The organism is Fervidicella metallireducens AeB, assembly GCF_000601455.1.
In the GTDB taxonomy this organism is placed as follows: Bacteria; Bacillota; Clostridia; order Clostridiales; family Caloramatoraceae; genus Fervidicella; species Fervidicella metallireducens.
Window position 1 is genome coordinate 26,906 of record NZ_AZQP01000009.1, and the last position, 26,637, is coordinate 53,542.

Here is a 26,637-nt window from a genome sequence, read left to right on the forward strand (position 1 = left end):
ATTTAAGAAGAAGCCTGCCGTAAGGCAGACTTAAAACATTATTGACCAAGACTTTGAGAAATGTATTCCTCATCAATCTCGTCAAATAGCATCTCTAAAGAGTTTTCTGTTTCTTCCTCAGCTAATGTAGTGTCATTTCTATAAATATTTAAGTTTTTACTGTTTTGAGGATATATAGGAACCCAAAAAATCATACATGAATTCATATTTTCATCCCCTTATTTGTAATTTTCACAGTATATTTCAAAATAACTTCTTGGGAATTTACAAAGTGGGCAAAAATCAGGAGCTTCAGTTCCTTCATGAATGTATCCACAATTCATACATTGCCATTTTACAACCGTATCTTTTTTAAATATCTTTCCTGATTTTAAATTCTTCAGTATAGTCATAAATCTGTTTCTATGATTTTCTTCAACTTCAGAGAGTTCTTTATAAAAATCTGCAATATCATTAAAACCTTCTTCTCGAGCTGTTTTTTCAAATTCTTTATATAGTTTTTCGCTTTCAAATGCTTCTCCTATTGCTGCATCATATAGATTATCAGCAGTACTTTTTACTTCTTTAAGAAAATCTTTATATACTCTTCGAGCATGTGCCTTTTCATTTTCAGCTGTTTCGTTAAAAATAGCAGCTATAAATTCATAGCCATCTTCTTTTGCTTTTTCTGCATAAAAGGAATATTTATTTCTTGCACGAGATTCACCAGCAAAGGTTTTTAATAAATTTTTTTCAGTTCTGCTGCCCTTAAGTTGCATATTTACCTCCATCATTAATAGTACAATATATAATATGATTGATATTTTCTTTTGACACATAAAAAAAAAGCCCTATTGGGCTTGAAATCAGAATTTTTTAATTTGTAAAGTACTAACCATAAGATAAGATAAAATGAGCATCATAACAGCAGAAACAATAGTATGGCTTGAATTTAGAGAAACAATTAAAATATCTATGGCCATAATCGCACCTGCTATAGTTATAGGTACTCCCATAAACACATTATTAAAGGTAGTTACATTAAATCTAGCTAATCTGTATGCTCCTGCGATTGGAAAGATTATTGTAACTATGTATCCAATAACTCCAAGATTTTGTAGAGATAAGCTCCACATAACAATTGCTGGAGCTGCACCAAAGGAAACTAAGTCTGCCAAAGAATCTAATTCTTTTCCTAGAGGACTTGATACATTTAGTTTTCTAGCCACTCTTCCATCATATCTGTCAATTAAGGCAGCTAGTAAAATAAGTATTCCAGCAATGGTATATGACTTTGATAAAGTAAAAATAATAGCTAAAATCCCGCAAGTTAAGTTTGCAAAAGTAAAAAGGTTTGGAACTATGTTCTTATTCATTATTTTATCACCCCTAAAATTGTTATGCCACCTCGAACGATGTCACCTTTTTTTACTTTAATTTCTACATCAGAAGGTACAAGAATTTCTGTACATGATCCAAATTTAATTAATCCAAATCTTTCACCCTGCTTAAGAAAATCACCCTTTTTGCTCCAACATACTATTCTACGTGCCACTATACCGGTAATTTGATGAACAAGCACCTTAATTCTTTTGTTTTCAATACCAATTGTATTTCTTTCATTTAATTCTGATGCATGACTTTTAAAGGCTGGTAAATATTTACCAGGTCTATAGCCGGTAAATATCACTTCACCGGAAATTGGACTTCTGTTAACATGTACATTGAAGATGGATAAAAAAATGCTTATTTTAATAGCTTTACCATTGAAAAATTCCTCGTCGTATATCTCGGAAATTTCCATAACAGTTCCATCTGCCGGCGAAAGGATGTGGTTTTCACAAAATTCTGTTGGCCTCTCTGGATCTCTGAAGAAATAAAGAATAAAAATTAATAGAATAATAGGTATAAGTGCAATAACAGGTAAAACATAATATAGAATACCTGCTAATAAAGAAAGAAAAATCAAATATGGCAGACTTTCCTTTCTGAGCGGTAGTTTTGACATAAACATTACTCCTTTTTAAATAGTACTTCACATATCTGTTATTATAAACAATAATAAGTCTTTTTACAAGACTTCGTTATGATTTAAACAGGTATGAATATTTTGTTAAATGATTAATTCCACAAATAAATTGAACTGAAAATTTTTCAGTAAGCTTTTTCAGTCTTTGGGTATTAAAATTGATAATATTTATTCGGTAAATTGAGAAGAATAAAATAAGGAGGTTGATAATATGAAAGTAAGAGATATGATGTCAAAGAATATAGCAACAGTTAAGCCAGATACACCAATATTAGAAGTAGCAAAGGTATTAAAGGATATGAACATAGGATCAGTGCCTGTTTGTGACGGTAACAAGGTAGTTGGTATCGTTACAGATAGGGATATTGTAATTAGAGAATTGGCTATGGGCAAAGATGTGAAAAGGGATGTTGCAAAGGACGTGATGACCTCAGGAGTTACAACAGCAACGCCTGAGATGGATATTCATGAGGCATCAAAAATTATGGCCCAGAGGCAAATAAGAAGATTACCAGTTGTAGAAAATGGGACTTTGATAGGTATGTTGGCATTAGGAGATATAGCTGTGCAATCAAAATTGGAAGATGATGCAGGTGAGGCTTTAAGTGATATATCTAAACCAACCCATACAATGTATTAATTTTTGTTCCTGCAATAGCAGGAACTTTTTTAAAGTATAAGGTGTAGGAATTGTTAATTATACTCAATCTAGATAGTATAAATTTATGTTTGTGATTTAGATAAGATTATCTTAGAAAGATTCTTTACAAGATTTTTCTAATGAGATATAATACATTTTTATGGGGGGGATTTAATGCTATGAAAAAATTAAAGGTTATTTACAATCTATTCAGGGGATAGATCATTTAGAAACAATCTTGATATTGTAATTGAAAAACTTCAAATGGGAAATTATGAGGTTGCTTTACATAGAACAACTTCAATTGAAAGTATTTATGATTGCATAAAAGAGAGTAAAGATTTTGATTGTATAGTAGCATCGGGAGGAGATGGGACTTTAAATCATGTTATAAATGCAATGATTCAGAATAATTTAAATGTACCCTTGGGAATTTTGCCTTCAGGAACTGCTAACGATTTTGCAAATCATTTAGGTATTTCAAAAAAATTAACAGATGCTTGTGATGTGATTGTCAATGGTAAAACAACAGAATTTGATTTAGGAAAGATTAATGACAGATATTTTATTAATGTTGCAGCAGGTGGATTATTGACAGATGTTTCACAAAAGATAGATATTAATTTAAAAAACACTTTAGGAAAAATGGCATACTACATAAAGGGAATTGAACAACTTCCTAATTTCAGGGCAATACCGATAACAATAACAACAGAAACGCAAACTATTCAGGAAATGGTATATTTATTTGTTGTACTAAATGGTTCCACTGCTGGTGGATTTAAACTTGCTCCAGATGCAACTGCTAATGATGGTACATTAAATCTAATTGCAATAAAATCATGTAATATTGTTGAATTATTCAATTTATTCATTAAGATGTTAAAGGGCGAACACCTTGAAAGTAGTAGTGTAATTTATTTAAGAGGTAGAGAGTTTAATATAGAGTGTCATGAAGAGATAGAAACAGACGTAGATGGTGAAACTGGGCCTAAGTTCCCGTTAAATGTAAGGGTTTCAAATAAAAAGATAAAGATTTTCACGCCATAAATAAAGCCTGGCTATTATAAGACTGAAGATGATTTTATAATAGCCAGGTTTTATTAATTAGCCTTTGTTTTGAGATAATCTTTTTATGTATATGTAAAGTATAAAAACAGTCACTAATCCAACCCACAAATAATTGTTATATTCAACAAACATAATTTTTATTTTACTGATATTGTCTCCTGTCAACTTACCAGAAACGAAGAGAATTGTATTATGAATTACTGATGCTATTGCGATAGCTATTAAGGCAGGGATTTTGGAAAGTTGAAATGCACCTGCTGCAATTAAGGTTATAGAACCCATACCTGGAATAAATTTATTTATTATAATTGCCATAGCACCATATTTATTAAACCATTTCTCTAGTTTTGTAATATTTTCTGTATCAAAGAACTTTTCAGTAAATTTATGTGCAATAAGACTATTTCCAAATTTAAAGCTAAGAAAGTATAGTAATACGCTGCTTAAATAAGTTCCTGTTACTGTAGTTAGCAACAGCAAGTTAGAATTTAGAAATCCTAGGCTACTTATATATCCTTCAAGGGCTATTATAGTATCCCCAGGATAAGGGGGAAAAAGAATTTGAAGTGCAGCGTTGATAAAGAAGAATATATAGGCAATAATTGGGTTGCTGGTTGCAATGTGTCTTGCAAATTCTATAATTTCTCTTTCCATTTTATCACCCCACAAAATCTATTCAGCTTGATAATAAACAACACTGAAATAAAAATCAATAACTTAAAACTGTTATTTGTATTATTATGTATTGATAAATAATTTAAACAGAAAAATATAATAAATATCAATTTTCATTGTAAACATTTATTAATATGAATTTTTAATATATAATTATTTTAAAAAACATTTTTGAGTTAAAGAAGCTTAGGTGGTGAATATTTTGAAGAAAATTGTTGTCTTCATATTGAGTCTATTATTAATTGGATGCAGCAGATATGAAACAAATTACATAACTCCGGTTGAAAATAAAGGACAAATTAAAATGGATTTTATAAATTGGAGCCCAGGTGGAAACCAGATAGCTATTAAAAGGAATCAAAAAATTGAGATTGTGGAACCTGATGGAAAAAATCTAAAGATAAAAAAGACAATTGATGGAGAAAAGATAGAGAGTTATAGATGGGTTAACGTAAATGGAGATTGGAAGTTCACAACCGCTTTTAAAATCCCTGATTTAGAAAAAGTTGTACCTGTTAAATTAGTACACTATCCTATTATTGGAACATTGTATGACAACGAAAAAAATCCAAATGGTAATTTGATAATTAAAGTGCAGAAAGAGAGCCTTGCAGTAAAAATTTTATTGATAGATATTTATACTGGAGAATATGGAATTATAACAGAGGATGAAACTATAGATGATGTTAAAATCCTTTGGGTTAGCAACAACATAGCTATTTTAAATATAAAGAGTAACAGAAAGAGCTACCCTGCAATTGTTAGTGTAAGGGATAATTACATAGAAATTTTAGATAACAATGGAGATATTAATAATTTTTTTCAGAAACTAAATAATTTCATAGAAAAACACGGCGGAAAACATAAAGATGAAAATTTTATTATTAAAGATTTAAAATTAGAAAATATGTATATATTTTATTTCTCTTTAAAGGATGGTATTGCTATATACAAAAAAACTGATGAAAATATATATCTAATAAAGTATAAAGATAACATAATAAAACAAATACAAATTTCAAATGTGTATGAAGCAATATTTAATGAAAACAAAGCAATAGTTTTATATGAAAACAATAATACTTATATGGTTGATAAAGTTTATATAAATGATAATGTTTATTTAACGGTTATAAAAAGTAAGGATATTATATACGATTTACAAGATTATAAAGATGGTGTGTTTGTAACTTCTGTTGATGCAACAGATAAAAGAAGTAAAATGTTAATACAAATCAGAAAAGATAATAAAATAATTATGATGCAATAGTAAAAAAGCATTTCTTCTTATGAGCTTTCAATTTAATTTTTAACGAATTAAAAAAATTAAAATTTGAAAAAATATGCTTATAGGAAGGAGTGTTCGTTATGAAAAAAATTGTTTTAATTCTATGGACGGCGTTAATTTTTAATTTTACTTATGATATTTACCAATCACTTTTAAAAACTGATTACACAGCTAGTTATGGTTATGGTTCAAAGGGAAGTACAGTCATAACTATACAAACAAAGTTAAAAAAATGGGGTTATTATAATGGGAATATCGATGGAATTTATGGCTACCAAACCTATTCAGCAGTTAAATATTTTCAAAGGAAAAATGGTTTATATCCAGATGGAATAGCAGGTCCTAAAACCCTAGCTGCGTTAGGGATTAATGTTAATACTGCTTCAGTAACTACAAATGAAAGCGAGATGTTATTAGCCAGAGCTATTTCAGGTGAATCCAGGGGTGAACCCTATATAGGACAGGTTGCAGTAGGAGGGGTAATTCTTAACAGAACAAGAGATCCAAGATTTCCATCATCTATTGCAGGGGTAATTTATCAACCAGGTGCATTTACTGCTGTGTCAGATGGTCAAATAAATTTACCTGCCGCAGACAGTTCTAAAAAAGCTGCTAGAGATGCCTTGAATGGATGGGATCCATCAGGAGGAGCTATTTATTATTATAATCCGGAAAAAACAACTAATAAATGGATTTGGTCAAGACCTGTGATTAAAGTTATAGGTAAGCACGTTTTTTGTAAATGATTACATATGAAACAAAAGGAATTACTAACAGTTTTAGTGATGTAATTCCTTTTGTTTTAAATTTTTGTGCTAGTTTAGGAAGTACGAAAATAATTAATATTGTTTTTAAAGTATATAAGTCATATACTAATAGTGCGATAATAAGAAGTTATGAGAAACGAATGAGGATGATAAAATGGATATAAAATCAGAAATAGTACAGTTTGCCAATGAAATAGGAGTTTATTATATTGGATTTAGCGATACAAATTTTAACAGTAAATTCATTGAAGAACTGTTGTTTAGAAAAGAAAAAGGGTTTCTTTCAGGGTTTGAAGAGAGTGACTACGTTAAAAGGATAAATGTAAAGGGATTAATGAAAGAAGCTAAAACAATTATATCTATTGCTGTTCCATATAAAACAATAGATATTGATAAAAGTAAACCATATTTTTCAAAATCATCATTGGGAATAGATTATCATAAGGTAGTCATCAATAAATTAAGTCAGATATCAGATTTTATAAAGGAAAAATATAATGGCAGCTGCTTGTATTTTTGTGATATTGGGCCATTAGCAGATAGAGAAATAGCAAAAAAATGTGGTGTTGGGTTTTATGGTAAGAATACATGCATAATAACAGAAAAATTTGGCTCTTATGTGTTTCTTGGAGAAATAATAACTGATATCTATATTGACAGGGATAAGGAAAAGGACTTAAATTGTAATAATTGTGATTTGTGTATAAAAGCATGTCCTGTACAAGCTATAGAGATGCCCTACAGATTGAATGCTAAGAAATGTTTATCTTATATTAGTCAAAAAAAAGAAAGGCTCAGTTTACATGAAATTGACCATTTAGGAACTAGAATTTATGGGTGTGATACCTGTCAAGATGTATGTCCTTATAACAGAAATGCTGAAAAATCAAACATAGAAGAATTTATGCCTGAAAAATGGAATTATGATGTGGATATAAATTACATTTTAAGTTTGTCAAACAAAGAGTTTAAAAACAGTATTGGCTTAACATCTGCCGGATGGAGAGGAAAGAAGATTATTATGAGAAATGCAATTATTGCAGCAGGAAACAGCGGCAGAGAAGAATATTTAACTTTGCTAAAAAAAATAGATGCTGACGATGAAATGAAGTATTATGTAGATATTGCAATAAGAAAAATAAATGATAAATTAAAATGATTTTTAAGTACCGTTAAAGAAAGGGGTGTTTGATATGATTACTTCTTTTATGGCTGAAGCTTTATTAAAAATGCCTTCTTTTATTGTAAAGCCAGCTTCGAGAATAATCGTAAATAAATATCTTGATAAATATGCTAAAATTACTGTAAAAAATGGAGAAATAATTGATAATATAAAATCTCCGGTAATATTTGTATGCAATCATCTAAGCAATGCAGATGGTCTTGTTTTAAATAGAGTTCTAAAAAAAGTTGAACCATATTTTATTGCGGGGGTAAAATTAAATTCTACTCCAGTTAGCAGGATTGGTCTTGAGGCTGTAAATATAATACCAATTCAGCCTAATTCAGCAGATATAGATTCTATAAAAAGTAGCATAAGTAAAATAAAAGAAGGTAAGTCAATTTTGATTTTTCCTGAGGGAACAAGATCACGCAATGCTAAATTAATGGAGGGAAAAAAAGGTGTAGTTTTACTGGCAAAGAAATGTAAGGTACCTATAGTGCCCTTAGGAATTGTTGGTACTGAAAAATTAATGCCAATTAATGATGAAAATATGGGGAGTGAAAAGTTTGATTATGCAGAAGTTCAGGTAATTGTTGGTGAACCCTTTTTCTTACCTGAAAAAACAAAGGAAGAGGGTAATGATGACTACAATGAAAAATGTTTAAAACAAATAATGAAAAGTATTGAAAAACTTTTACCATTAGAATATATCAAGTAATAAAGAATAAACTCTGAAAATATAAAGCTTTAGATAATAAATTATAATAATATGTAGAAGGAATAATAAAAAAATAGAGAATAGTATTAATTGTTCAAAATATTTTGACAACTTTAAGATATTTATATCTTCATATTAATGTTGTCAAGAATGGAGGGGTTTATTTTTATGAGCGGAAAAGCGCTGCACCAGTTTTTATCTGAAAACCTTGAAGAATTAAAAAGTAAGGGTTTATACAGAAAGTTGCCGGTTGTAACAGGACCAACAGGACCAAGGTGCATAATCAATGGGAAGGAAGTTATAAATCTTTCTTCAAATAATTATTTAGGGTTAGCAAATGACCCCAGATTAAAGGAAGCAGCAATTAAAGCCATTGAAAAATATGGGGCAGGCTCAGGAGCTGTAAGAACAATAGTTGGAACCTTAGATATACATGAGGAATTAGAGGAAAAACTAGCAAAGTTTAAAAAGGCAGAGGCTGTAATAGCATTTCAATCAGGTTTTAATTGCAATATGGGTACAGTGAGTGCATTAATGACAAAGGATGATGCCATCCTTTCAGATGAGCTTAATCACGCCAGCATAATAGATGGATGTCGTCTTTCAGGAGCTAAAATATTAAGATATAAGCATAGTGATATGGATGATTTGAGAAGGGTGATAAAGGAAGCTAAGGAAAGTAATCAATACAAAAAACTTATGATAATTACAGATGGAGTATTCTCCATGGATGGTGATATTGCCAAACTTCCTGAAATTGTTGAAATTGCAGAGGAGTTTGAGGCATTTACATATGTAGATGATGCCCATGCATCTGGAGTACTTGGCAAAAACGGAAGTGGTTCAGTATCTCATTTCGGACTTTATGGAAAGGTTGATTGTCAAATAGGTACACTTTCAAAGGCATTGGGAGTAGTAGGTGGATATGTAGCTGGTACTAAGGAATTGATAGATTGGTTAAAACTAAGAGGAAGACCATTTTTGTTTTCAACTGCATTGACTCCGGCGGATGCTGCTGCGGCATTAAAAGCGGTAGAAATTCTTTCAGAAAGCCCAGATTTAGTTGAAAAACTCTGGGAAAATGCTAGATATTTTAAAGATAAAATGAAAGGGGCAGGTTTTGATATAGGTCATAGTGAAACACCGATTACACCAGTAATCGTCGGTGATGAGGCAAAATGTATGCAATTTAGTGATGAATTATTCAAAGAAGGTGTTTTTGCTCAGGGTATAGCTTTTCCAACGGTACCAAGGGGAACTGCAAGGGTAAGAAATATGATCACTGCATCCCATACAAAGGATATGATTGATGAAGCTGTTGAAATATATAAGAAGGTTGCTGAAAAAATGGATATACTATAAAAGTGTGGTAGGCATAACCTTGCCTACCTTATTAAATTTACTGTAAAAACAATGGATTTGCAAAGACAATATTAAAGAAATATAATATAACTTAAATAGACTATAGTAAAAGGGTGGTTTTATGGATTCAATAGAAAAAATTTTAGAGGTATTAGAGAATGAGTATAAAGATATGGGATGTGCTCTTAATTTTAACTCACCCTTTGAACTGCTGGTTGCAACAATGTTGTCTGCCCAAACAACTGATGTAACAGTAAACAAAGCCACTGAGAAACTTTTCAAAATGTATAATAAACCTGAGGAGTTTTCGGTATTAAAACCTGAGATTTTAGAAGAATATATAAAAATCTGTGGGTTTTATAAGACCAAAGCAAGAAACATAATAAGTGCCAGTCAAAAAATAGTTAGTGAATACAACGGGGAGGTACCAGATTCCCTTCAGGAGCTTGTTAAATTACCGGGAGTTGGAAGGAAAACAGCTAATGTTGTTATTTCTAATGCATTTGGCAAAGATGCAATTGCTGTAGATACACATGTCTTCAGAGTTTCAAACAGAATTGGTTTATCAAAAGCTAAAAACGTTGATGAGACTGAAAAACAGTTAATGGAGAATATAGACAAAAAATATTGGTCTAAAGCTCATCATTGGTTAATATGGCATGGAAGGAAAATATGTACTGCAAGAAAACCAAAATGTAATATCTGTCCTATTGCAATATATTGTAATTATTTTAAAGATAATAATCTATAATAATTTGTACATATAAAGTTATTATATTACTAAGGGGGGATCTAATGAAAAGAAAAATAAATTTTGCAATTATTATTTCGTTAATCTGTGCTGTTGGTATATTATTAATATTATTTTTGCAGATTGGAAAGGATAAAGGAATTATTAATAAAGGAGTTTATATCAATGATGTTTATGTAGGCGATATGACAAAGGAAGAAGCTAAAAAGATATTGGAAGCTAGGTTTTCAACTATTCAGAATAAAAAGATCGAACTGATTTATGAAGATAAACATTTTTTTATTGATTATAAAACATTGAATGCACATTATGATATTGATACTGCAGTTGATAAGGCGTATTCAATAGGTAATGAGGGTAATAGAATTTCAAGAGCAATGGACAGATTAAAAATGGTAAATAGGAAGACAAATATAGAAATGAATTTTGTATCAGAAAATACGGTACTTGATAAATTAATTTCTAAAATCAGCAAGAATATAAATATAAAACCTGTTGATGCCAAAATCAGATATACAGGAGGAAAGTTTGAGATTACTTCTCATTTAAACGGCATAAGTGTAAATGAAAAAAAACTGAAAGAAATGATAGTTTCAGCTATAAACCCTGAAAATAAACAAGAGATTATAAATATACCTATTGAAATTGCTGAGCCTAAAATCAAGGAAATTATGTTAAAAAAGATTGACACAAAGTTATCAGGATTTTCTACAGCATTTAAAATAAATGATGTAAACAGGACTGGAAATGTAACTTTGGCATCAAAAGCAATAGATGGAACGGTGGTTTTACCAGGAGAAGTTTTTTCTATGAATAAAACATTAGGACCTAGAATTGAATCAAGAGGATATAAAGAGGCACCAATAATAATTAATGGAACTATTACCCCTGGGTTGGCAGGTGGTGTATGCCAGGTATCCAGTACGTTGTATAATGCTGTTTTATATGCAAATTTTCAGATAGTTGAAAGAAGACCCCATGGATTAAGGGTTTCATATGTAGAGACTGGAAGAGATGCAACCATATCAGGAGATGCAATAGATTTTAAATTTAAAAATACAAATAAATACCCAATTTACATACAATCCTATGTTAAGGGTGCAACCCTTAGTATTAATATCTTTGGAGCCAATGAACATCCAGATCAGAGTGTTGAGATTGTAACAGAAGTATATGAAATTATAAAACCACAGATTGAATATGTAAAGGATCCTAACTTAGAGGCTGGTAAAAAAATAATTGAAACCAAACCAATACATGGTGCAAAATCAAGAACATACAGGAAAGTTTACAGCAATGGGAAACTTATAAAGACAGAGTTGATATCAAAGGATGTTTACAAAGCAGCAAAGGGTAAAATTATTATTGGTACAAAACCAACAGTTGTTAAAATAGAAGAACAAAAGCAAATAGAACCTGAAAATTAGATTTAAGGAAGCCTTTATACGGGCTTCTTTTTGTATCTGTAAATAAAAATTAATATTAAATAAAATACTATACATGAACATAAAAGTATGGAGGTTAAGTTTTTATGAAAATTAATTTTGGTTATGTGGCAATATCGATGAAACTTAAAGATGCCTCCCCTAATAGGACAATAACATTAAAAAGTCTTAGTAAAATTGAAAAATCACTCTGGAAAAATAAATTAAGGGAGATTGCACAAAAGAATATTGAAAATACAATGAGGATAATCAGATATAACAGTGCCTATGGAATAAAACTCTATAGAATGACTTCTAAAATAGTTCCTTTGGCTACCCATGATGAGCTTAGAGATTGGAATTGGCAGGAGGAATTAAGCAAAGAATTTTATGAGTTAGGATTATGTATAAAAGAAAATAATATCAGAGTCAGTACTCATCCTGATCATTATACTTTACTTAACAGTCCAAAGGAAGAAGTTTTAAAATCATCCATAAAAGATTTAGATTATCATTGTAAAATGTTTGAACTAATGGATTTAGGATATGAAGCTAAAATGGTTATACACGTTGGTGGAAGTTACAATAACAAAAGTGAATCTATAAAGCGCTTTTATGAAAATTACAGTAATTTGGATGAAAATATAAGAAAGAGAATTATATTAGAAAATGATGATAAAATATTTAATGCACAGGATGTATTAAAAATTTGCAAAGATTTAAAGATTCCAATGGTTTTAGACGTTCATCATCATATATGTAATCAAGGAAATGTGAAATTAGAAGAAATAATTGGAGATATCTTTGACACGTGGAATGGAGAGATATATGTGCCTAAAATTCATTTATCAAGTCCAAAATCAGATAGAGATATCAGGAGTCATCATGATTTTATAGATGTCAAAAATTTTCTTGACTTTATTAATACTATCAGATTTATAAAATGTGACTTTGATGTTATGGTTGAAGCTAAAATGAAAGATATAGCTGTTTTCAAGCTAATGGAGGATTTATATGGGATTGAATATATAAAAAAATAGGGGATGCAAGCGTAGAAATAGAGGAAGAAGATATGGACAAAATTACAAGTTAATGGTAAAATAATACTGTGAGCGGGTATGGCGGAACTGGCAGACGCGGTAGATTCAGGTTCTATTGAGTTTCTCGTGCAGGTTCAAATCCTGTTACCCGCACCATTTTGCTCCTATGAGGAGCTTTTTGTTTGCCTTTAATATGTAATTGTTATAAAATAGAAACAAATTCTATAACAGTTTTAGGCGGTGTTAAGTGTGTATTTATATTATATAAATTATAAAAACGAAGAAAAAAGTTTATGTCATTTAGAAATGAAATCTTTATTTGGAGTTGTTCCCAATGATAAGTATTTTATAACAGATAAATATATAAATGAAAATAGAAGCCCATTTATAAAATATATGCTTAAAATATTAGATTATAGTAACAACTTGGAAGAACTAGTAAATAAGGTAAAATTGAGAGAGTTAAAAATTGAAAGCTATAAAGTCAAATTTTTAGATATTGAAAAAGATATTGATTTTGAGAACAAGCATAAAATTGAGGGGATTATTGGCTATGAAATAATAGGAGATGTAGATATGTATAATCCTAGAGTTATATACGGCATCACTAAAATTGATGGAGTCTGGTATTTTGGAGAGTATAGTAAAAATAACAAACCTTGGATAGAGCATAGTTTAAGGCCATGCCAATATAGTAATTCATTAAGTACAACTCTGGCTAGAACTGTTGTAAATATAGCAGTTGGGGATAATTACAATTGGAAGATTATAGATCCATGTTGTGGAATAGGAACTGTTTTAATTGAGGCTTTAAGTATGGGATTAAACATTGTCGGCAGCGATATAAATCCCAAGGTAGTAGAGGGATCTAATAGAAATTTAAGATTTTTTGAACTTCCGGAAGTGGCATCTCTGAAAGATATTAATGAAATAGAAGAAAACTATGATGTATGTATTATTGATATACCATACGGACTTTTATCAAGGACATCAAAGGAGGAACAACAAAAAATTTTAAACAGTGCAAGAAGAATATCAAAGAGATTAGTACTACTTAGTTTAGATGATATGACAGCTGAAATTGAAAATGCTGGATTTAAAATTATTGAAAAATGTGAAGCATATAAAAAGAATTTTAAAAGATATTTGACATTGTGTGTTTAAAAATAAGTAAACTAAAATAAGGAACTGAAGTCAGTTCCTTATTTTTTAGACTCATCTCTAAGTTCCAGGGCATGTTCTAAAACATCGCAAACAACAGGTTGACAACATTTGCCAGAGGGATTGGTTGTTTTGCATCTACAGTTTTTCATAACATTTGTATTTTTAATGAGATCAGCTAATGTACTGGATGTTTTTTTAACAACAACTTCTTCGATTATATCTTTATAAGTTACATTGCCACAATAACAAATTATAGGATTTTCCTGATTTTTAAACCAAACTGGTACCTTTAAATCTCTTTGGTATAGTATTTGATCTGTTTCGTTATTAAAATATACTATGCTACAATCAGGATTTTTACAAAAACCGTATTCTGAGGACTTAAGATATTTTTTAAAATGATCTAAAACAATATTTTCCACAGTTATTCTCAAGACTTCATCTCCAATTTGCTTACACAATGGGCATATGTATTTAGACATAAAATCACCTCCAAAATTGCATTTTACAGCATTGCAACATTATATATTATATTCTTTGTAAATGAAGTTGAACAGATAAAAGTATACTGTTATATTAAATATATCGGAATAAATTACAAAAAATAAGCTGCTATGAAAAAATATGATTAGTTTAATTGTTATAGAATAACTTAATCAAAGTTTTTACATGAAAGAAAGGAAGAATGGTTATGCAATATAAACTCATAGCTATGGATATGGATGGAACACTTTTAAACAGCCAAAAGGAGGTTTCACAAAGGTCTAAAGAGTCTCTTAAAAAGGCCTCAGATATGGGACTAAAACTAGTAGTTTGTACAGGACGTATATTTACTTCAGCAAAAACATTTGCAAGAATTATTGGAACAAAGGCTCCTATTATAGCTTCAAATGGTGCTTACATAAGAGAAAAAGATGATGATAGAGTGATTTTTGAGAAACATCTTGAAACAGAAGATTTGGAGAAAATTATTAATATAACAAAAAATATGGACTTTTTCCTCAACTATTTACTTTTGATACTATCTTTTCTGAAAAATTAATACATTCTTCTTTAAATTATAAATTGTGGAATGAAAAAAGTCAGGAAGATGAAAAAGTCAATATAGTTATAACAGAAGACTTGTTTTCAGTTATTAAAAATACTAAGATACTTAAAGTAGTTGTATATGATGATAATATTTTAAGGTTAAACCACATAAGGGAAGAAATTAAAACAGAAACCAGGGTGTCGATATTTTCTTCAATAGTCAACAATATAGAAATAATGGCAGATGGTGTTTCAAAGGGTAGTGCAGTAAATTATATTGCTGAATATTTTAATATAAAATCTGAAGAAGTTATTTGTATAGGGGACAACGAAAATGATATAAGCATGATAAAATATGCAGGTTTAGGAGTTGCCATGGGAAATGCTGAAGGAAATGTAAAAGAGATAGCAAATTATATAACGGATACAAATGACAACGATGGGGTTGCAAAAGTAATAGAGAAATTTGTAATAAAATGTTGAAAAAAATATTGACTAGCCATTTCTTCACTGATATAATTTACTAGTAGTTAGTTGGCCCCTTGGTCAAGCGGTCAAGACACCACCCTTTCACGGTGGTAACAGGGGTTCGATTCCCCTAGGGGTCACCATATGGAGAGATGGTCGAGTTGGTTTAAGGCACCGGTCTTGAAAACCGGCGTAGGGGTGACTCTACCGTGGGTTCGAATCCCACTCTCTCCGCCAAAAACCTGGAATGCAAATTCCAGGTTTTTTTATTAAGTAAAATATTCGATATTGGCATTAGGAAAATATCTGTTTATATTTTCAGTAAAAAAATTTTTTATTTCAAATGCTGTTTCTTTAGAATACACATATTTGTAAACACCATAGGGACCCCATTTTTTTATTCTATTAGCTTCATCCATATCTAACTTAGTGTTTGGAAATCTTTCTATAATCACTTTTTTAGCCTTAGTTGTAAATCTGTATTGTATCAATTCAAAACTTAAATTTGCATCATCAGGATTAATAATTTTACTTTTTAAACTTTCAAGGAGCTCTATATACTGCTCCTTCCACCCATCGTAATACATAATAGGAGCTATGATAAAGCCTAATGGATATCCTGCTGAGTAAATCTTACCTGATGCAGAAATCCTTTCCTCCAATGAGTCGGTGTTATGTTCAAAATTTTGGATTACATATTTTGAGTTTAAGCTAAATCTAATTTTAGTATTTTTATTATGCAGGGCATCGAGTAAAGAATCTATAGCACTAAATTTAGTTACTAACCTAAGTCTTCCATATTTTTGTTTTCCAAAAAAATCAATGGTTTTTCTAACTGAACCAGTAAAATGTTCAACAGAAATAGGATCACAGGTGCTTCCAATTTCAAAGGAAGTGATGTTAGGGCTATTAATATCAATATATTTTTGAACATTCTCCAGAATTTCCTCTATGTTAACATAAATTCGGGTAAAAGGTTTCAAACTTTGATTGGTCTGAAGATAGCAGTACTCGCAGCTACCAGGACAGCCCGTAACTAAGGAAAATTGATAGTCTGCAGAGGGTTTGCATGGTTCAAGTTTCATGCTTTTTTTAACTCCCACTACAATACTTTTTTTAGCATGGGAATAATATTCTGAAGGATTTTCAGTTTTAGAATTTATTTTATTATGTGAGGAAAGATAAAAAATGGGTATATTAAGGGCTTTAAATTTTTCTAACAAATCTTTTCCAAGTGGATATTCAAGACTTCCTGGTTCAAAATAAACTTGTTCAGGTAAAAACAATTTAAACACCTCCTAACTTTTAATTTGCATATTAATTTGTTAGAATATGTATATATTTTTAGTGAGGTGAGAAAAATGGGACATGTTTACATAAAAAAGTGTGAAGACTATGAAAAGAATAATGTTAAAAACGCAATCAGAGAGTTGTTTGAAGAATATGGAGGACTAGATAAAATAGTAAATAAAGGTGATAAAGTTTTTTTAAAATTAAACCTTGTAATGAAGAAAAGTCCAAAGGATGCTGCAACAACCCATCCGGCAGTAGTAGAGGCGGTTGCACAAATACTAACGGAATATGGATGTGAAGTTTTAATCGGGGATAGTCCTGGTGGACCTTATAATGAAAAAGCATTAAAATCCTTATATAAAGTGTGTGGAATTGAAGAAGCGGCAAAAAACTCAGGGGCAAAACTAAACTTTGATTGTTCCAGTAACATTTATGATACTCCTGATGGATGTACTGTTAAAAAATTAGAAATGATATCTCCACCCTTTGATTGCGATAAAATCATAACAATTTCAAAACTGAAAACACATGGTATGGCACTTTATACTGGTGCTGTAAAAGTGCTATTTGGAATGGTTCCTGGAGTTTTAAAGGCTGAATATCACTTTAAGATGCCAGATATAAAGGATTTTTCAAATTTATTAGTTGATATATGTGAAACTACAAAACCTGATTTTTCAATAATTGATGGGATAATAGGTATGGAAGGAGATGGCCCAACTGCTGGTAATCCTAAAAAAACCTCTTTACTCCTTTGCTCAGAAAATCCCTATGATTTAGATGTTGTTGGAGCATATGTAATGGGGATAAATCCAAAGGATGTTCCAACTATTCAAAGAAGCATAGAAAGAAATTTATGCAATGGTGAGTTTTCAAAAATTACAATACATGGTGAAAATATTGATAACTTTGTTGATAAATATAAGGTACCTGATATTAGAAGTATAAATTTTTTCAGAGGTAGGGTACCAAAAAGGTTAGAAGATTTTCTTACATACTATTTATCTCCAAGACCTATTTTTTCAAGTGAGATATGTATAGGGTGTGGAAATTGTTCAGAGGTATGTCCAGCAAAGGCAATAGAAATAAAAGCAAAATCTCCAAAGGTTGATATGAAAAAATGCATCAGATGTTTTTGTTGTCAAGAGCTTTGTCCCCACAAAGCCGTGGAAATTAAAAGATCATGGTTATTAAGAAAAATATTAGGATAATTATCTAATGCAAAATATAAGTTAAATTTAATATGCTTTAAGAGAAAAATATCTAATTTTAACTGACTAGTCAGTAAAAATTAGATATTTTTATTAATTTAACGGAAGTTAAAGATAGTTTCAAATAATAAGAGAATCCTGGAATTTTAAAATTCATATTGTTAAATTATTATAATATATATAAAGTAAAAATATTATTAAAATTCTGGGGGGATACATATGAACCTTGCTAGGACAAGATTGGGGGAGACAGTCTTAAATAAAGCTTTTAAGTATATGGCTAAAAATCCTGAGGAAAATATACCAAAGCTGATTAATTTAGCAGAAAAAATAAGCATTAGAGAACAGGACAAAAAATATGTTTCCAACATTAAAAAATATATGGAACAAAAGGATAGTAACTGGTATAAGTATGCATATAGTTTGCTAACAGAGACACATCCTAACATCAGGGAAAAAATAATGGTGAATTATTTTTTAAATTCAGGATTATTAGGTATTCCACTTCAGTTAGAAAATGAAAAGAAATACGATTGTAATATTCCATGGGCGATTTTGATGGATCCCACATCTGCTTGTAATTTAAACTGTACTGGTTGCTGGGCAGGAGAGTATAAACCGTGGAATTTAAGTTTTGAAGTTCTTGATAAAATTGTAACTGAAGGAAAAGAACTGGGTACTTATATGTACATTTTTTCTGGAGGAGAACCATTACTTAGGAAAGATGATATTATAAAGCTATGTGAAAAACACAATGAATGTGCCTTTTTATCCTTTACTAATGGTACTTTAATTGATGAAGAATTTGCAAAAGAAATGCAAAGGGTTGGGAATTTTGCAGTTGCATTTAGTATAGAGGGATTTGAAAAGGAAACCGACATGAGAAGGGGTGAAGGTACTTTCAAATCAGTTGTAAAGGCTATGGATATATTAAAAAATGCCGGCTGCATTTTTGGATTCTCAACTTGTTATCACAGATACAATACAGAAGTTGTAGCATCACAGGAATATATAGATTTCTTAGTTGGAAAGGGATGCAGGTTTGGATGGTATTTTACCTATGTTCCAGTAGGCAAAGACAGTGATGTATCTTTTATGGCAACTGTTGAACAGAGAAAATACATGTATAATAGAATAAATGAAATAAGATCTAAGGATCCAATTTTTGTATTAGATTTTTGGAATGATGGTGAATTTTCAAATGGATGTATAGCAGGAGGAAAACGATATTTCCACATAAATGCCAACGGAGACTGTGAACCATGTGCATTTATTCATTATGCAAATATGAACATCAAGGACCACTCTTTACTTGAAGTTTTAAAGTCTCCATTATTTATGGCATATAGAAGAAGTATGCCATTTAACAAAAATATGCTCAGACCTTGTCCACTGTTAGATAATCCTACAGCACTGAGGACAATGGTACACGTTTCTGAAGCATATTCTACTCAAATTAACGATGATGAGACAGTGGATGAATTAGCACTGAAATTGGAACCATATTCAAATAAGTGGGCAGAGGTTTCAAGGGAAGTTTGGAATAAAAAATATCCAGATAGACAAGTATAAAGGTAGACAGCGCTGCAACTTTGTTTATAGATATTGAATACGTCAATTTGAGGAAGGTAATACCTTCCTTTTATTTTTAGAAATGATATAATGATAAATACTAGAAAATTAAAAATGATGGAGGTCAATTATGAGCTTAAATATTGTTTTATATCAACCTGAAATACCGCAGAATACTGGTAATATAGGAAGAACATGTGTTTTAACAAATTCAAAACTGCATTTAATTAAACCCTTAGGCTTTTCCGTTGAGGATAAGCATTTAAAAAGGTCAGGATTGGACTATTGGCCTTTATTAAATGTTAAGTATTATGAAAATTTTGATGAATTTTATCAAATGCATAAAGATAAGAAAATATATCTTTCAACAACTAAGGGGGGAAAGTTTTATCATGAAGTAAGTTATTCCATGGATGATTTTATAATGTTTGGCAGGGAGTCTTCAGGAGTTCCAAAGGAGGTAGCACAATTATTCAAAGAGAACCTGATTAGGATTCCTATGATAGAAACAACAGAAAGATCATTAAATTTATCAAACTGTGTTTCAATAATAGCCTTTGAAGCATTGAGACAGTTGGGTTTTCCTAATATGAAATAATGTTAAATATAAATTAGATACTTATTAAGAAGAATTTATTTTGGAGGTAAAATAAAATGAAAAGCAAGGTTTATTTCGCAAATCTAAGGGCAAGAAGTGCAAGAGAAAACAAAATCAGTAAAATTAAGAGACTATTTGATTTGGCAGGTTTTGATGATTTTATTAACAAAAATGATATAACAGCAATTAAGATTCATTTTGGTGAGAAGGGAAACGATTCTTACATTAATCCTGTCTATGTAAGACAGGTTGTAGATAAGGTAAAGGAAAAAGGAGGAAAACCATACATAACAGATACAAACACATTGTATTCTGGTAGCCGAGCTAATGCAGTTGATCATCTGATAACCGCAATTGAACATGGATTTGATTACTCAGTAGTTGGGGCACCACTTATAATTGCTGATGGTCTTTTAAGTAAAAATAGCGTTGAAGTAGAAATAAACAAAAAACATTTTCAAAAGGTAAAAATTGCTGGAGATATAAAGGCTGCAGATTGTATGATAGTCATGTCACACTTTAAAGGACACGAGATGGCTGGATTTGGAGGTGCCATTAAAAATCTTGCAATGGGCTGTGCACCAGCAGCTGGAAAGCAACAGCAACATTCAACTGTTAAGCCGGAAGTTAAAATAAATAAGTGTATTTCATGTGGAAAATGTATACAAATATGTCCGGTTAAAGCAATAGATTTTTTAGAGAAAAAAGCACAAATAAACCATAAAATATGTATAGGATGTGGAGAGTGCATTACTGTTTGTCCGGTAAAAGCCATTGCACCTAAATGGGATACAGACATTGAACCTTTCTTAGAGAGAATGACTGAGTATGCACTTGGTGCTGTTCAAAACAAGGGTGATAAAATTGGATATATAAACTTTCTAATGAATATAACGCCAGACTGTGACTGCGTTCCATGGAGCGATGCACCTATTGTTCCTGATATTGGAATATTAGCATCAAAGGATCCAGTAGCAATTGATAAAGCAAGCCTGGATCTTGTAAATCAACAGATAGGATTAAAAAATTCCCTCCTGACATGCAATCACGAGCATGGAAAAGATAAATTCTTCGGCATGAGGGAAAATGTCAATGGTCATATACAAATTAAATATGGTGAAGAAATTGGTTTAGGTTTTAGTGAATATGAATTGATTGAAATATAAGTTATTGCTAAATAAGAAAATGATTATTTATAATAAACAATCAACTTCAAAAATTTCATCATTAGGAGAGTGTTTTGTAATTTGTTTAAGCTTTCTTTATATGATATAATTTAGAAAATGTTATTTCATTGTTATGGGGGAGTTAAGATGAAGCTGGATTTTAATCTTCAATTGCAGCAGGAGCAAAAATTAATAATGACTCAACAACTGCAATTGGCAGTTAAAATACTTCAACTGACATCTTTCGAACTAGAGCAGTTTTGTCAAGAGCAGCTTATTGAGAACCCTATGCTTGATATAGATGAGGATAATAGGCCATTGGAAGATAATATTGATATAAGGAGTACATTAGACTACCTAGATGAATATAAGGAAAGTGATGACAATCAAAACGATTTGTATGGTGAAAATGACTATATATCTCCCTTTACATTTATCTCCAGAAAGGCTGATCTTTGGGAATATCTAAAGGAACAGCTATATCTTGTGCCTACAACTAAAAAGTCAAGAATGATAGGGGAATATATAATAGACAACATAGATGAAAATGGTTATTTGACTGTAGATGAGAAAATTATCTGTAAGCAGTGTAATGCAAGTTTTGATGATGTAGCAAATATGATAAAAATTATCCAGGGCTTTGACCCTGTAGGTGTCTGTGCAAGGGATGTAAAAGAATCCCTTTTAATACAGACAAGAGCTAGGGGTATTAAAGATGATTGTCTGGAGAATATAATATTATACATGCTTGAGGATATAGCAAATAACAGACTTGATAAGATTATGAAGGAAACAGGGTTAGACAGGGAGAAACTTGAAGGTTATATAGAAATAATAAGAACATTGAACCCAAAGCCAGGCACATTTATTTCAAATGAAGAAATAAAATATATAATACCTGATGTAATAATAGAAAAAGTTAATGGGGAGTATAACGTGACGATAAACGATTACGCAACACCACAGCTAAAAATAAATAAAACTTATAAGAAATTTCTTTCAGATAAAAATTCTCCTGAGTACAGATATGTAAAAAACAAAATAGATTCTGCTATATGGTTATTGAAAAGTATTGAGCAAAGAAAAAGCACTATTAAAAGGGTAGTAGAGTCGATAGTAAAATTCCAATATCAATACTTTGAATATGATTATGATTTAAAACCATTAAGTCTGAAGCATATTGCAGATGAAACTGGGCTTCATGAGTCTACAGTCAGTAGGGCAATTAAGGGAAAATATGTTCAAACTCCAAAGGGTTTATATGAAATAAAAAATTTCTTAATAAAAGGTATACAAAACAATGAAGGACTGGATATTTCAACTCAAAAAATTAAAAAGAAATTGAAGGAAATTATTAAAAATGAGAATGTAAATAAACCCTATTCTGATCAACAAATAAGTGATATATTTAAAAGAGAAAATATTGATGTTTCAAGACGTACAATTGCTAAATACAGAGAAGAAATGGGTATACCATCATCTTCTAAGAGAAAAAACAAATTTTAAAATAAAATTTTCAGAAAAAATAAAATAATATATTGAAATATAGTGAAATTAGTGATAAGATTGTTTTGTAGAAGAAGGGACGGAAGTCCCTTATATATTGCTTCATTAGGGACAAAAGTTATCCATAGGGACAAAAACAATCCAAGGGTGTGAAATAATGAACAAATTACTTAATTTACAACAAAAGATTATTCCTGAAATGATGGAGTTGTTGGATAAAAGATATCAAATTTTAAAAAGAATATATTATAACCAGCCCATTGGAAGAAGAGCATTGGCACAAGAGTTGAATTTAGGTGAAAGAATCGTCAGGACTGAAGTAAATTTTCTAAAGATTCAGGGATTGGTTGATATTAATTCAATTGGAATGATGGTAACAAAAGATGGAGAGAATATACTTGAGGAATTGGAAGATTTAATACATGAAATAAATGGTTTGTCTAAAATCGAAAAAAAGTTGGAAAAATATTTAGGAATATCAAAGGCAATTGTTGTACCAGGAGATTTAGAAAAGGACAGTACTGTTTTAAAGGAAATGGGAAGAATTGCTGCCTTACATGTTAAAAATCTTATTCAGGATAATTCAATAATTGCAGTCACTGGAGGAAGTTCAGTGGCACAGGTTGTTGATAATTTTCCTAAAATAAATAAACAGAACTTATTGGTAGTCCCAGCAAGGGGTGGGATTGGAAGGGTAATAGAGACCCAGGCAAGCACTTTAGCTGCCAAATTAGCTATAAAAATTGGAGCTAACCATAAACTCTTTCATGTTCCTGATAATTTAAGTTATGAAGCATTGGAAAAAATGATCAATGAGCCAGAGATTAAAGAGACTATATCCTATATTTCCAAAGCAGATATTTTAATATTTGGAATTGGCAGTGCAAAAGAAATGGCAAAAAGAAGGGGACTTCGTGAAGAACAGATAGAGAAGTTAATAAATAACGGTGCAGTTTCTGAAGCCTTTGGATATTACTTTGGAAAAAATGGGGAATTTGTATATAAAGCTCCTACTATTGGGTTGCATTTTGATGATGTTAAAAATATTAAACACATAATAGCAATTGCTGGTGGGAAAAATAAAGCAGATGCCATAATTTCAACCAAAACACAGAACCCTAACATGGTTCTTGTGGCAGATGAAGGTGTTGCAAGGGAAATTATAAATATAAAAGAATCAGAAGGTAATTAAAGATAATAATAGAAATTCACCTGTATTAAAAGCAATATACTAAATTTTAATATTGACATATTATATTATCGAATGTTTAATATATAGTGTAACACATATTAGAAATAATATATATTAATTATAAATTTAGGAGGGATATTATGACTATTAAAGTCGCAATTAATGGATTTGGTAGAATAGGAAGAAATGCTTTTAAAATCGCTCAGGAAAGGTTAAATAAGGATGTTGAAATCGTTGCTATAAACGATTTAACAGACACTAAGACATTAGCTCATTTATTAAAATACGATTCATGTTTTGGAAAATTCAACGGCACTGTTGAAGTAAAGGAAGACGCATTAATAGTAAATGGAAGAGAAGTAAAGGTTTTTGCAGAAAAGGATCCAAAGAATCTACCATGGAAACAATTAGGTGTAGATATAGTTATGGAATGTACAGGACTTTTCACAAAGAAAGAAAAGGCAGTTGCACATATAGAAGCAGGAGCAAAGAAAGTGGTTATATCAGCACCAGCAACTGATGAGGATATTACAATAGTTCTTGGGGTTAATGAAAAGGATTATGATCCAGTAAATCACAACGTAATATCAAATGCTTCATGTACTACAAACTGTTTAGCACCATTTGCTAAAGTGCTTGATGAAAAGTTTGGTATAATAAAGGGACTTATGACAACAGTTCATTCATACACTAACGATCAAAGAATATTAGACTTACCACATAAAGATTTAAGAAGAGCAAGAGCAGGTGCTGAATCAATTATACCAACTACAACTGGTGCAGCAAAGGCAGTAGGTAAAGTTTTACCAAATTTAAAGGGAAAATTAAATGGTTTTTCACTTAGAGTTCCAACACCAACTGTATCAGTTACAGATCTTGTATGTGAAGTATCAAAGGCAACTACAGCTGAAGAGGTTAACGCAGCTTTAAAAGAAGCAGCAGAAGGAGAATTAAAGGGAATACTAGGATTCTCAGAAGAACCACTTGTATCAGTTGACTATAAAGGAGATCCAAGATCATCTATAGTAGATGGATTATCAACAATGGTTCTTGAAGGAAATATGGTTAAAGTAATAGCTTGGTATGATAATGAGTGGGGTTATTCAAATAGAATTGTAGACCTTGTAAACTACATAGCTGAAAGAATGTAATACAAAAATGTCCGGTTTATAGTTTTGGTCGGAGAAAGAATAACTTCATCAGTGTTTTTGCTATCCGCTACTACATAATTTTGGCTAGCAATGGATGAAGTTAACTTCTCCCCTGAATTGTAACCGGACATTAATTACAGTTGCTGTAAGGAGGAATATTATGAATAAAAAAACTGTCAGAGACATAGATGTAAAGGGTAAAAGAGTAATTGTTAGATGTGATTTTAATGTTCCACAGGATAAGGAAGGAAATATAACTGATGATAGAAGAATCCAAGGGGCTTTACCAACTATTCAATATTTAATTGATAACGGTGCTAAGGTTATTTTAATGTCTCACTTAGGCAGACCTAAAGAAGGCTATGACGAGAAATATAGCTTAAAACCAGTAGCAGATAGATTATCTCAACTTCTTGGAAGGGAAGTTAAACTTGCTGAAGACAAGGAAGTTGTTGGAGAAAATGCAATAAACTTAACAAGCGAGATGAAAGAGGGAGAAATAGTACTACTTGAAAATGTAAGATTTATTAAAACTGAGACTAAAAATGATCTTGAATTTGCAAAAAAACTTGCATCTTTAGCAGATATTTTTGTAAATGATGCTTTTGGTACAGCTCATAGAGCTCATTCTTCAACCGCTGGAATTGCAGAATATTTACCAGCTGTAGCAGGGTTTTTAATAGAAAAAGAAATATCCATTATGGGTAAAGCATTAAACAATCCAGAAAGACCATTCGTTGCTATCCTTGGTGGAGCAAAGGTTTCAGACAAAATTGGAGTTATCAATAATTTACTTGATAAAGTAGATGGATTAATTATTGGTGGTGGAATGGCCTATACTTTCATGAAAGCTCAGGGACTTGAAATTGGAAAGTCTCTACTTGAAGAAGATAAAATAGACTATGCAAAAGAAATGCTGAAGAAGGCAGATGAAAAAGGTATAAAAATATATCTTCCAATTGATCATGTTGTTGCAGCTGAATTTAAAGGTGATGCTGAATCAAAGGTTGTGGAAGGAAACATACCTGAAGATTTTATGGGACTGGATATTGGACCTAAGTCAATTTCTTTGTTCTCAAATGCACTAAAAGATGCTAAAACAATTATTTGGAATGGACCTATGGGTGTTTTTGAAATGCCTAAATTTGCAGTTGGAACAAAATCAATAGCGGAAGCATTGTCAAAAGTAGAAGGCACAACTATTATTGGTGGTGGAGATTCAGCAGCAGCAGTTGAACAACTAGGATATGCAGATAAGATGACTCATATATCAACAGGTGGGGGAGCATCTTTAGAATTTCTTGAAGGTCTTGAACTCCCTGGTATAGCAGCATTAAATGATAAGTAACACATATTTTATTATCCTGTTAGGAGGTTT

26 protein-coding genes, 3 tRNA genes and 1 pseudogene are annotated in these 26,637 nt (G+C 30.9%); 23 read left to right on the forward strand and 7 right to left on the reverse strand.

Annotation, left to right across the window (positions count from 1 at the left end; genetic code table 11):
* Positions 1–38: 38 nt before the first annotated feature.
* The 4 genes from Q428_RS15355 to Q428_RS04265 form a co-directional block, all read right to left on the reverse strand.
* Complete coding sequence (locus Q428_RS15355; protein WP_161633589.1) at positions 39–206, reverse strand: hypothetical protein; 168 nt, start codon at positions 204–206, stop codon at positions 39–41.
* A gap of 12 nt (positions 207–218) precedes the next feature.
* A complete protein-coding gene (gene rbr, locus Q428_RS04255; RefSeq protein WP_035378533.1) occupies positions 219–758 on the reverse strand; it encodes a rubrerythrin in 540 nt (179 codons plus the stop codon).
* Between the two features lie 87 nt (positions 759–845).
* Complete coding sequence (gene pssA, locus Q428_RS04260) at positions 846–1,355, reverse strand: CDP-diacylglycerol--serine O-phosphatidyltransferase (protein ID WP_035378534.1); 510 nt, start codon at positions 1,353–1,355, stop codon at positions 846–848.
* Positions 1,355–1,987 (reverse strand): phosphatidylserine decarboxylase family protein, encoded by a 633-nt coding sequence (locus tag Q428_RS04265; RefSeq protein WP_035378535.1) that lies wholly within the window; start codon positions 1,985–1,987, stop codon positions 1,355–1,357. The genes pssA and Q428_RS04265 overlap by 1 nt, the downstream gene beginning before the upstream one ends.
* A gap of 232 nt (positions 1,988–2,219) precedes the next feature.
* Here Q428_RS04265 and Q428_RS04270 point away from each other — a divergent pair, with 232 nt between their 5' ends.
* On the forward strand, positions 2,220–2,648 hold the full coding sequence (locus tag Q428_RS04270) for a CBS domain-containing protein (protein ID WP_035378537.1): 429 nt from the start codon (positions 2,220–2,222) through the stop codon (positions 2,646–2,648).
* A gap of 264 nt (positions 2,649–2,912) precedes the next feature.
* Positions 2,913–3,698: a YegS/Rv2252/BmrU family lipid kinase gene (locus tag Q428_RS04275; protein ID WP_051514921.1), complete on the forward strand. Its 786-nt coding sequence runs from the start codon at positions 2,913–2,915 to the stop codon at positions 3,696–3,698.
* Positions 3,699–3,755: 57 nt separating this feature from the next.
* On the opposite strand, the gene Q428_RS04280 is transcribed toward Q428_RS04275, so the two are convergent.
* On the reverse strand, positions 3,756–4,373 hold the full coding sequence (locus tag Q428_RS04280) for a DedA family protein (RefSeq protein ID WP_035378538.1): 618 nt from the start codon (positions 4,371–4,373) through the stop codon (positions 3,756–3,758).
* Between the two features lie 223 nt (positions 4,374–4,596).
* On the opposite strand from Q428_RS04280, the gene Q428_RS04285 reads away from it, so the two are divergent.
* From Q428_RS04285 to Q428_RS04330, 10 genes are all read left to right on the forward strand, one after another.
* Positions 4,597–5,664 carry a hypothetical protein gene (locus Q428_RS04285; RefSeq protein WP_035378539.1) on the forward strand — a complete coding sequence of 356 codons (1,068 nt, stop codon included), beginning with the start codon at positions 4,597–4,599 and terminating at the stop codon, positions 5,662–5,664.
* A gap of 98 nt (positions 5,665–5,762) precedes the next feature.
* On the forward strand, positions 5,763–6,428 hold the full coding sequence (sleB, locus tag Q428_RS04290) for a spore cortex-lytic enzyme (RefSeq protein ID WP_035378541.1): 666 nt from the start codon (positions 5,763–5,765) through the stop codon (positions 6,426–6,428).
* Between the two features lie 175 nt (positions 6,429–6,603).
* A complete protein-coding gene (gene queG, locus Q428_RS04295) occupies positions 6,604–7,608 on the forward strand; it encodes a tRNA epoxyqueuosine(34) reductase QueG (protein ID WP_035378543.1) in 1,005 nt (334 codons plus the stop codon).
* A 34-nt stretch (positions 7,609–7,642) separates the two neighbouring features.
* The gene (locus Q428_RS04300; RefSeq protein ID WP_035378544.1) at positions 7,643–8,332 is read left to right on the forward strand and encodes a lysophospholipid acyltransferase family protein; all 690 of its coding nucleotides are present in this window, start codon (positions 7,643–7,645) and stop codon (positions 8,330–8,332) included.
* A 168-nt stretch (positions 8,333–8,500) separates the two neighbouring features.
* The gene (locus Q428_RS04305) at positions 8,501–9,694 is read left to right on the forward strand and encodes a glycine C-acetyltransferase (RefSeq protein ID WP_035378546.1); all 1,194 of its coding nucleotides are present in this window, start codon (positions 8,501–8,503) and stop codon (positions 9,692–9,694) included.
* A gap of 121 nt (positions 9,695–9,815) precedes the next feature.
* Positions 9,816–10,445 carry an endonuclease III gene (gene nth, locus Q428_RS04310; protein WP_035378548.1) on the forward strand — a complete coding sequence of 210 codons (630 nt, stop codon included), beginning with the start codon at positions 9,816–9,818 and terminating at the stop codon, positions 10,443–10,445.
* A gap of 44 nt (positions 10,446–10,489) precedes the next feature.
* Positions 10,490–11,872: a VanW family protein gene (locus Q428_RS04315; protein WP_051514922.1), complete on the forward strand. Its 1,383-nt coding sequence runs from the start codon at positions 10,490–10,492 to the stop codon at positions 11,870–11,872.
* Positions 11,873–11,976: 104 nt separating this feature from the next.
* Positions 11,977–12,909 carry a UV DNA damage repair endonuclease UvsE gene (uvsE, locus tag Q428_RS04320; protein WP_035378550.1) on the forward strand — a complete coding sequence of 311 codons (933 nt, stop codon included), beginning with the start codon at positions 11,977–11,979 and terminating at the stop codon, positions 12,907–12,909.
* 72 nt (positions 12,910–12,981) lie between these two features.
* Positions 12,982–13,065: transfer RNA gene (locus Q428_RS04325), tRNA-Leu, on the forward strand.
* Positions 13,066–13,158: 93 nt separating this feature from the next.
* Positions 13,159–14,073, forward strand: a complete 915-nt coding sequence (locus Q428_RS04330; protein ID WP_051514923.1) for a TRM11 family SAM-dependent methyltransferase — start codon at positions 13,159–13,161, stop codon at positions 14,071–14,073.
* A 38-nt stretch (positions 14,074–14,111) separates the two neighbouring features.
* On the opposite strand, the gene Q428_RS04335 is transcribed toward Q428_RS04330, so the two are convergent.
* A complete protein-coding gene (locus Q428_RS04335) occupies positions 14,112–14,555 on the reverse strand; it encodes a copper chaperone Copz family protein (protein ID WP_035378554.1) in 444 nt (147 codons plus the stop codon).
* 236 nt (positions 14,556–14,791) lie between these two features.
* Between Q428_RS04335 and Q428_RS04340 the strand changes: the two are divergent.
* The 3 genes and pseudogenes from Q428_RS04340 to Q428_RS04350 all read left to right on the forward strand — a co-directional run bounded on the left by Q428_RS04340 (position 14,792) and on the right by Q428_RS04350 (position 15,807).
* Positions 14,792–15,585, forward strand: a pseudogene (locus Q428_RS04340) (Cof-type HAD-IIB family hydrolase).
* A 53-nt stretch (positions 15,586–15,638) separates the two neighbouring features.
* Positions 15,639–15,713 (forward strand) — tRNA-Glu (locus Q428_RS04345).
* Positions 15,714–15,716: 3 nt separating this feature from the next.
* Positions 15,717–15,807, forward strand: a tRNA-Ser gene (locus tag Q428_RS04350).
* Between the two features lie 32 nt (positions 15,808–15,839).
* On the opposite strand, the gene splB is transcribed toward Q428_RS04350, so the two are convergent.
* Entirely contained in the window at positions 15,840–16,865 is a 1,026-nt protein-coding gene (gene splB / locus Q428_RS04355; protein WP_035378556.1) for a spore photoproduct lyase, read from the reverse strand.
* 66 nt (positions 16,866–16,931) lie between these two features.
* On the opposite strand from splB, the gene Q428_RS04360 reads away from it, so the two are divergent.
* The 8 genes from Q428_RS04360 (at position 16,932) to Q428_RS04395 (ending at position 26,607) form a co-directional block, all read left to right on the forward strand.
* A complete protein-coding gene (locus Q428_RS04360; protein WP_035378557.1) occupies positions 16,932–18,074 on the forward strand; it encodes a DUF362 domain-containing protein in 1,143 nt (380 codons plus the stop codon).
* A 219-nt stretch (positions 18,075–18,293) separates the two neighbouring features.
* The gene (locus tag Q428_RS04365; protein ID WP_035378558.1) at positions 18,294–19,646 is read left to right on the forward strand and encodes a radical SAM/SPASM domain-containing protein; all 1,353 of its coding nucleotides are present in this window, start codon (positions 18,294–18,296) and stop codon (positions 19,644–19,646) included.
* Between the two features lie 130 nt (positions 19,647–19,776).
* The gene (locus tag Q428_RS04370) at positions 19,777–20,244 is read left to right on the forward strand and encodes a tRNA (cytidine(34)-2'-O)-methyltransferase (protein WP_035378559.1); all 468 of its coding nucleotides are present in this window, start codon (positions 19,777–19,779) and stop codon (positions 20,242–20,244) included.
* Between the two features lie 56 nt (positions 20,245–20,300).
* Positions 20,301–21,410, forward strand: coding sequence for a DUF362 domain-containing protein (locus Q428_RS04375; RefSeq protein ID WP_035378560.1), 1,110 nt, complete (start codon positions 20,301–20,303; stop codon positions 21,408–21,410).
* A gap of 147 nt (positions 21,411–21,557) precedes the next feature.
* Entirely contained in the window at positions 21,558–22,916 is a 1,359-nt protein-coding gene (gene rpoN / locus Q428_RS04380; protein ID WP_035378562.1) for an RNA polymerase factor sigma-54, read from the forward strand.
* A gap of 157 nt (positions 22,917–23,073) precedes the next feature.
* Complete coding sequence (locus Q428_RS04385; protein WP_035378565.1) at positions 23,074–24,108, forward strand: sugar-binding transcriptional regulator; 1,035 nt, start codon at positions 23,074–23,076, stop codon at positions 24,106–24,108.
* A gap of 140 nt (positions 24,109–24,248) precedes the next feature.
* Positions 24,249–25,259 carry a type I glyceraldehyde-3-phosphate dehydrogenase gene (gene gap / locus Q428_RS04390; protein ID WP_035378567.1) on the forward strand — a complete coding sequence of 337 codons (1,011 nt, stop codon included), beginning with the start codon at positions 24,249–24,251 and terminating at the stop codon, positions 25,257–25,259.
* Between the two features lie 160 nt (positions 25,260–25,419).
* A complete protein-coding gene (locus Q428_RS04395) occupies positions 25,420–26,607 on the forward strand; it encodes a phosphoglycerate kinase (protein ID WP_035378568.1) in 1,188 nt (395 codons plus the stop codon).
* The last annotated feature ends 30 nt before the right edge of the window (positions 26,608–26,637 follow it).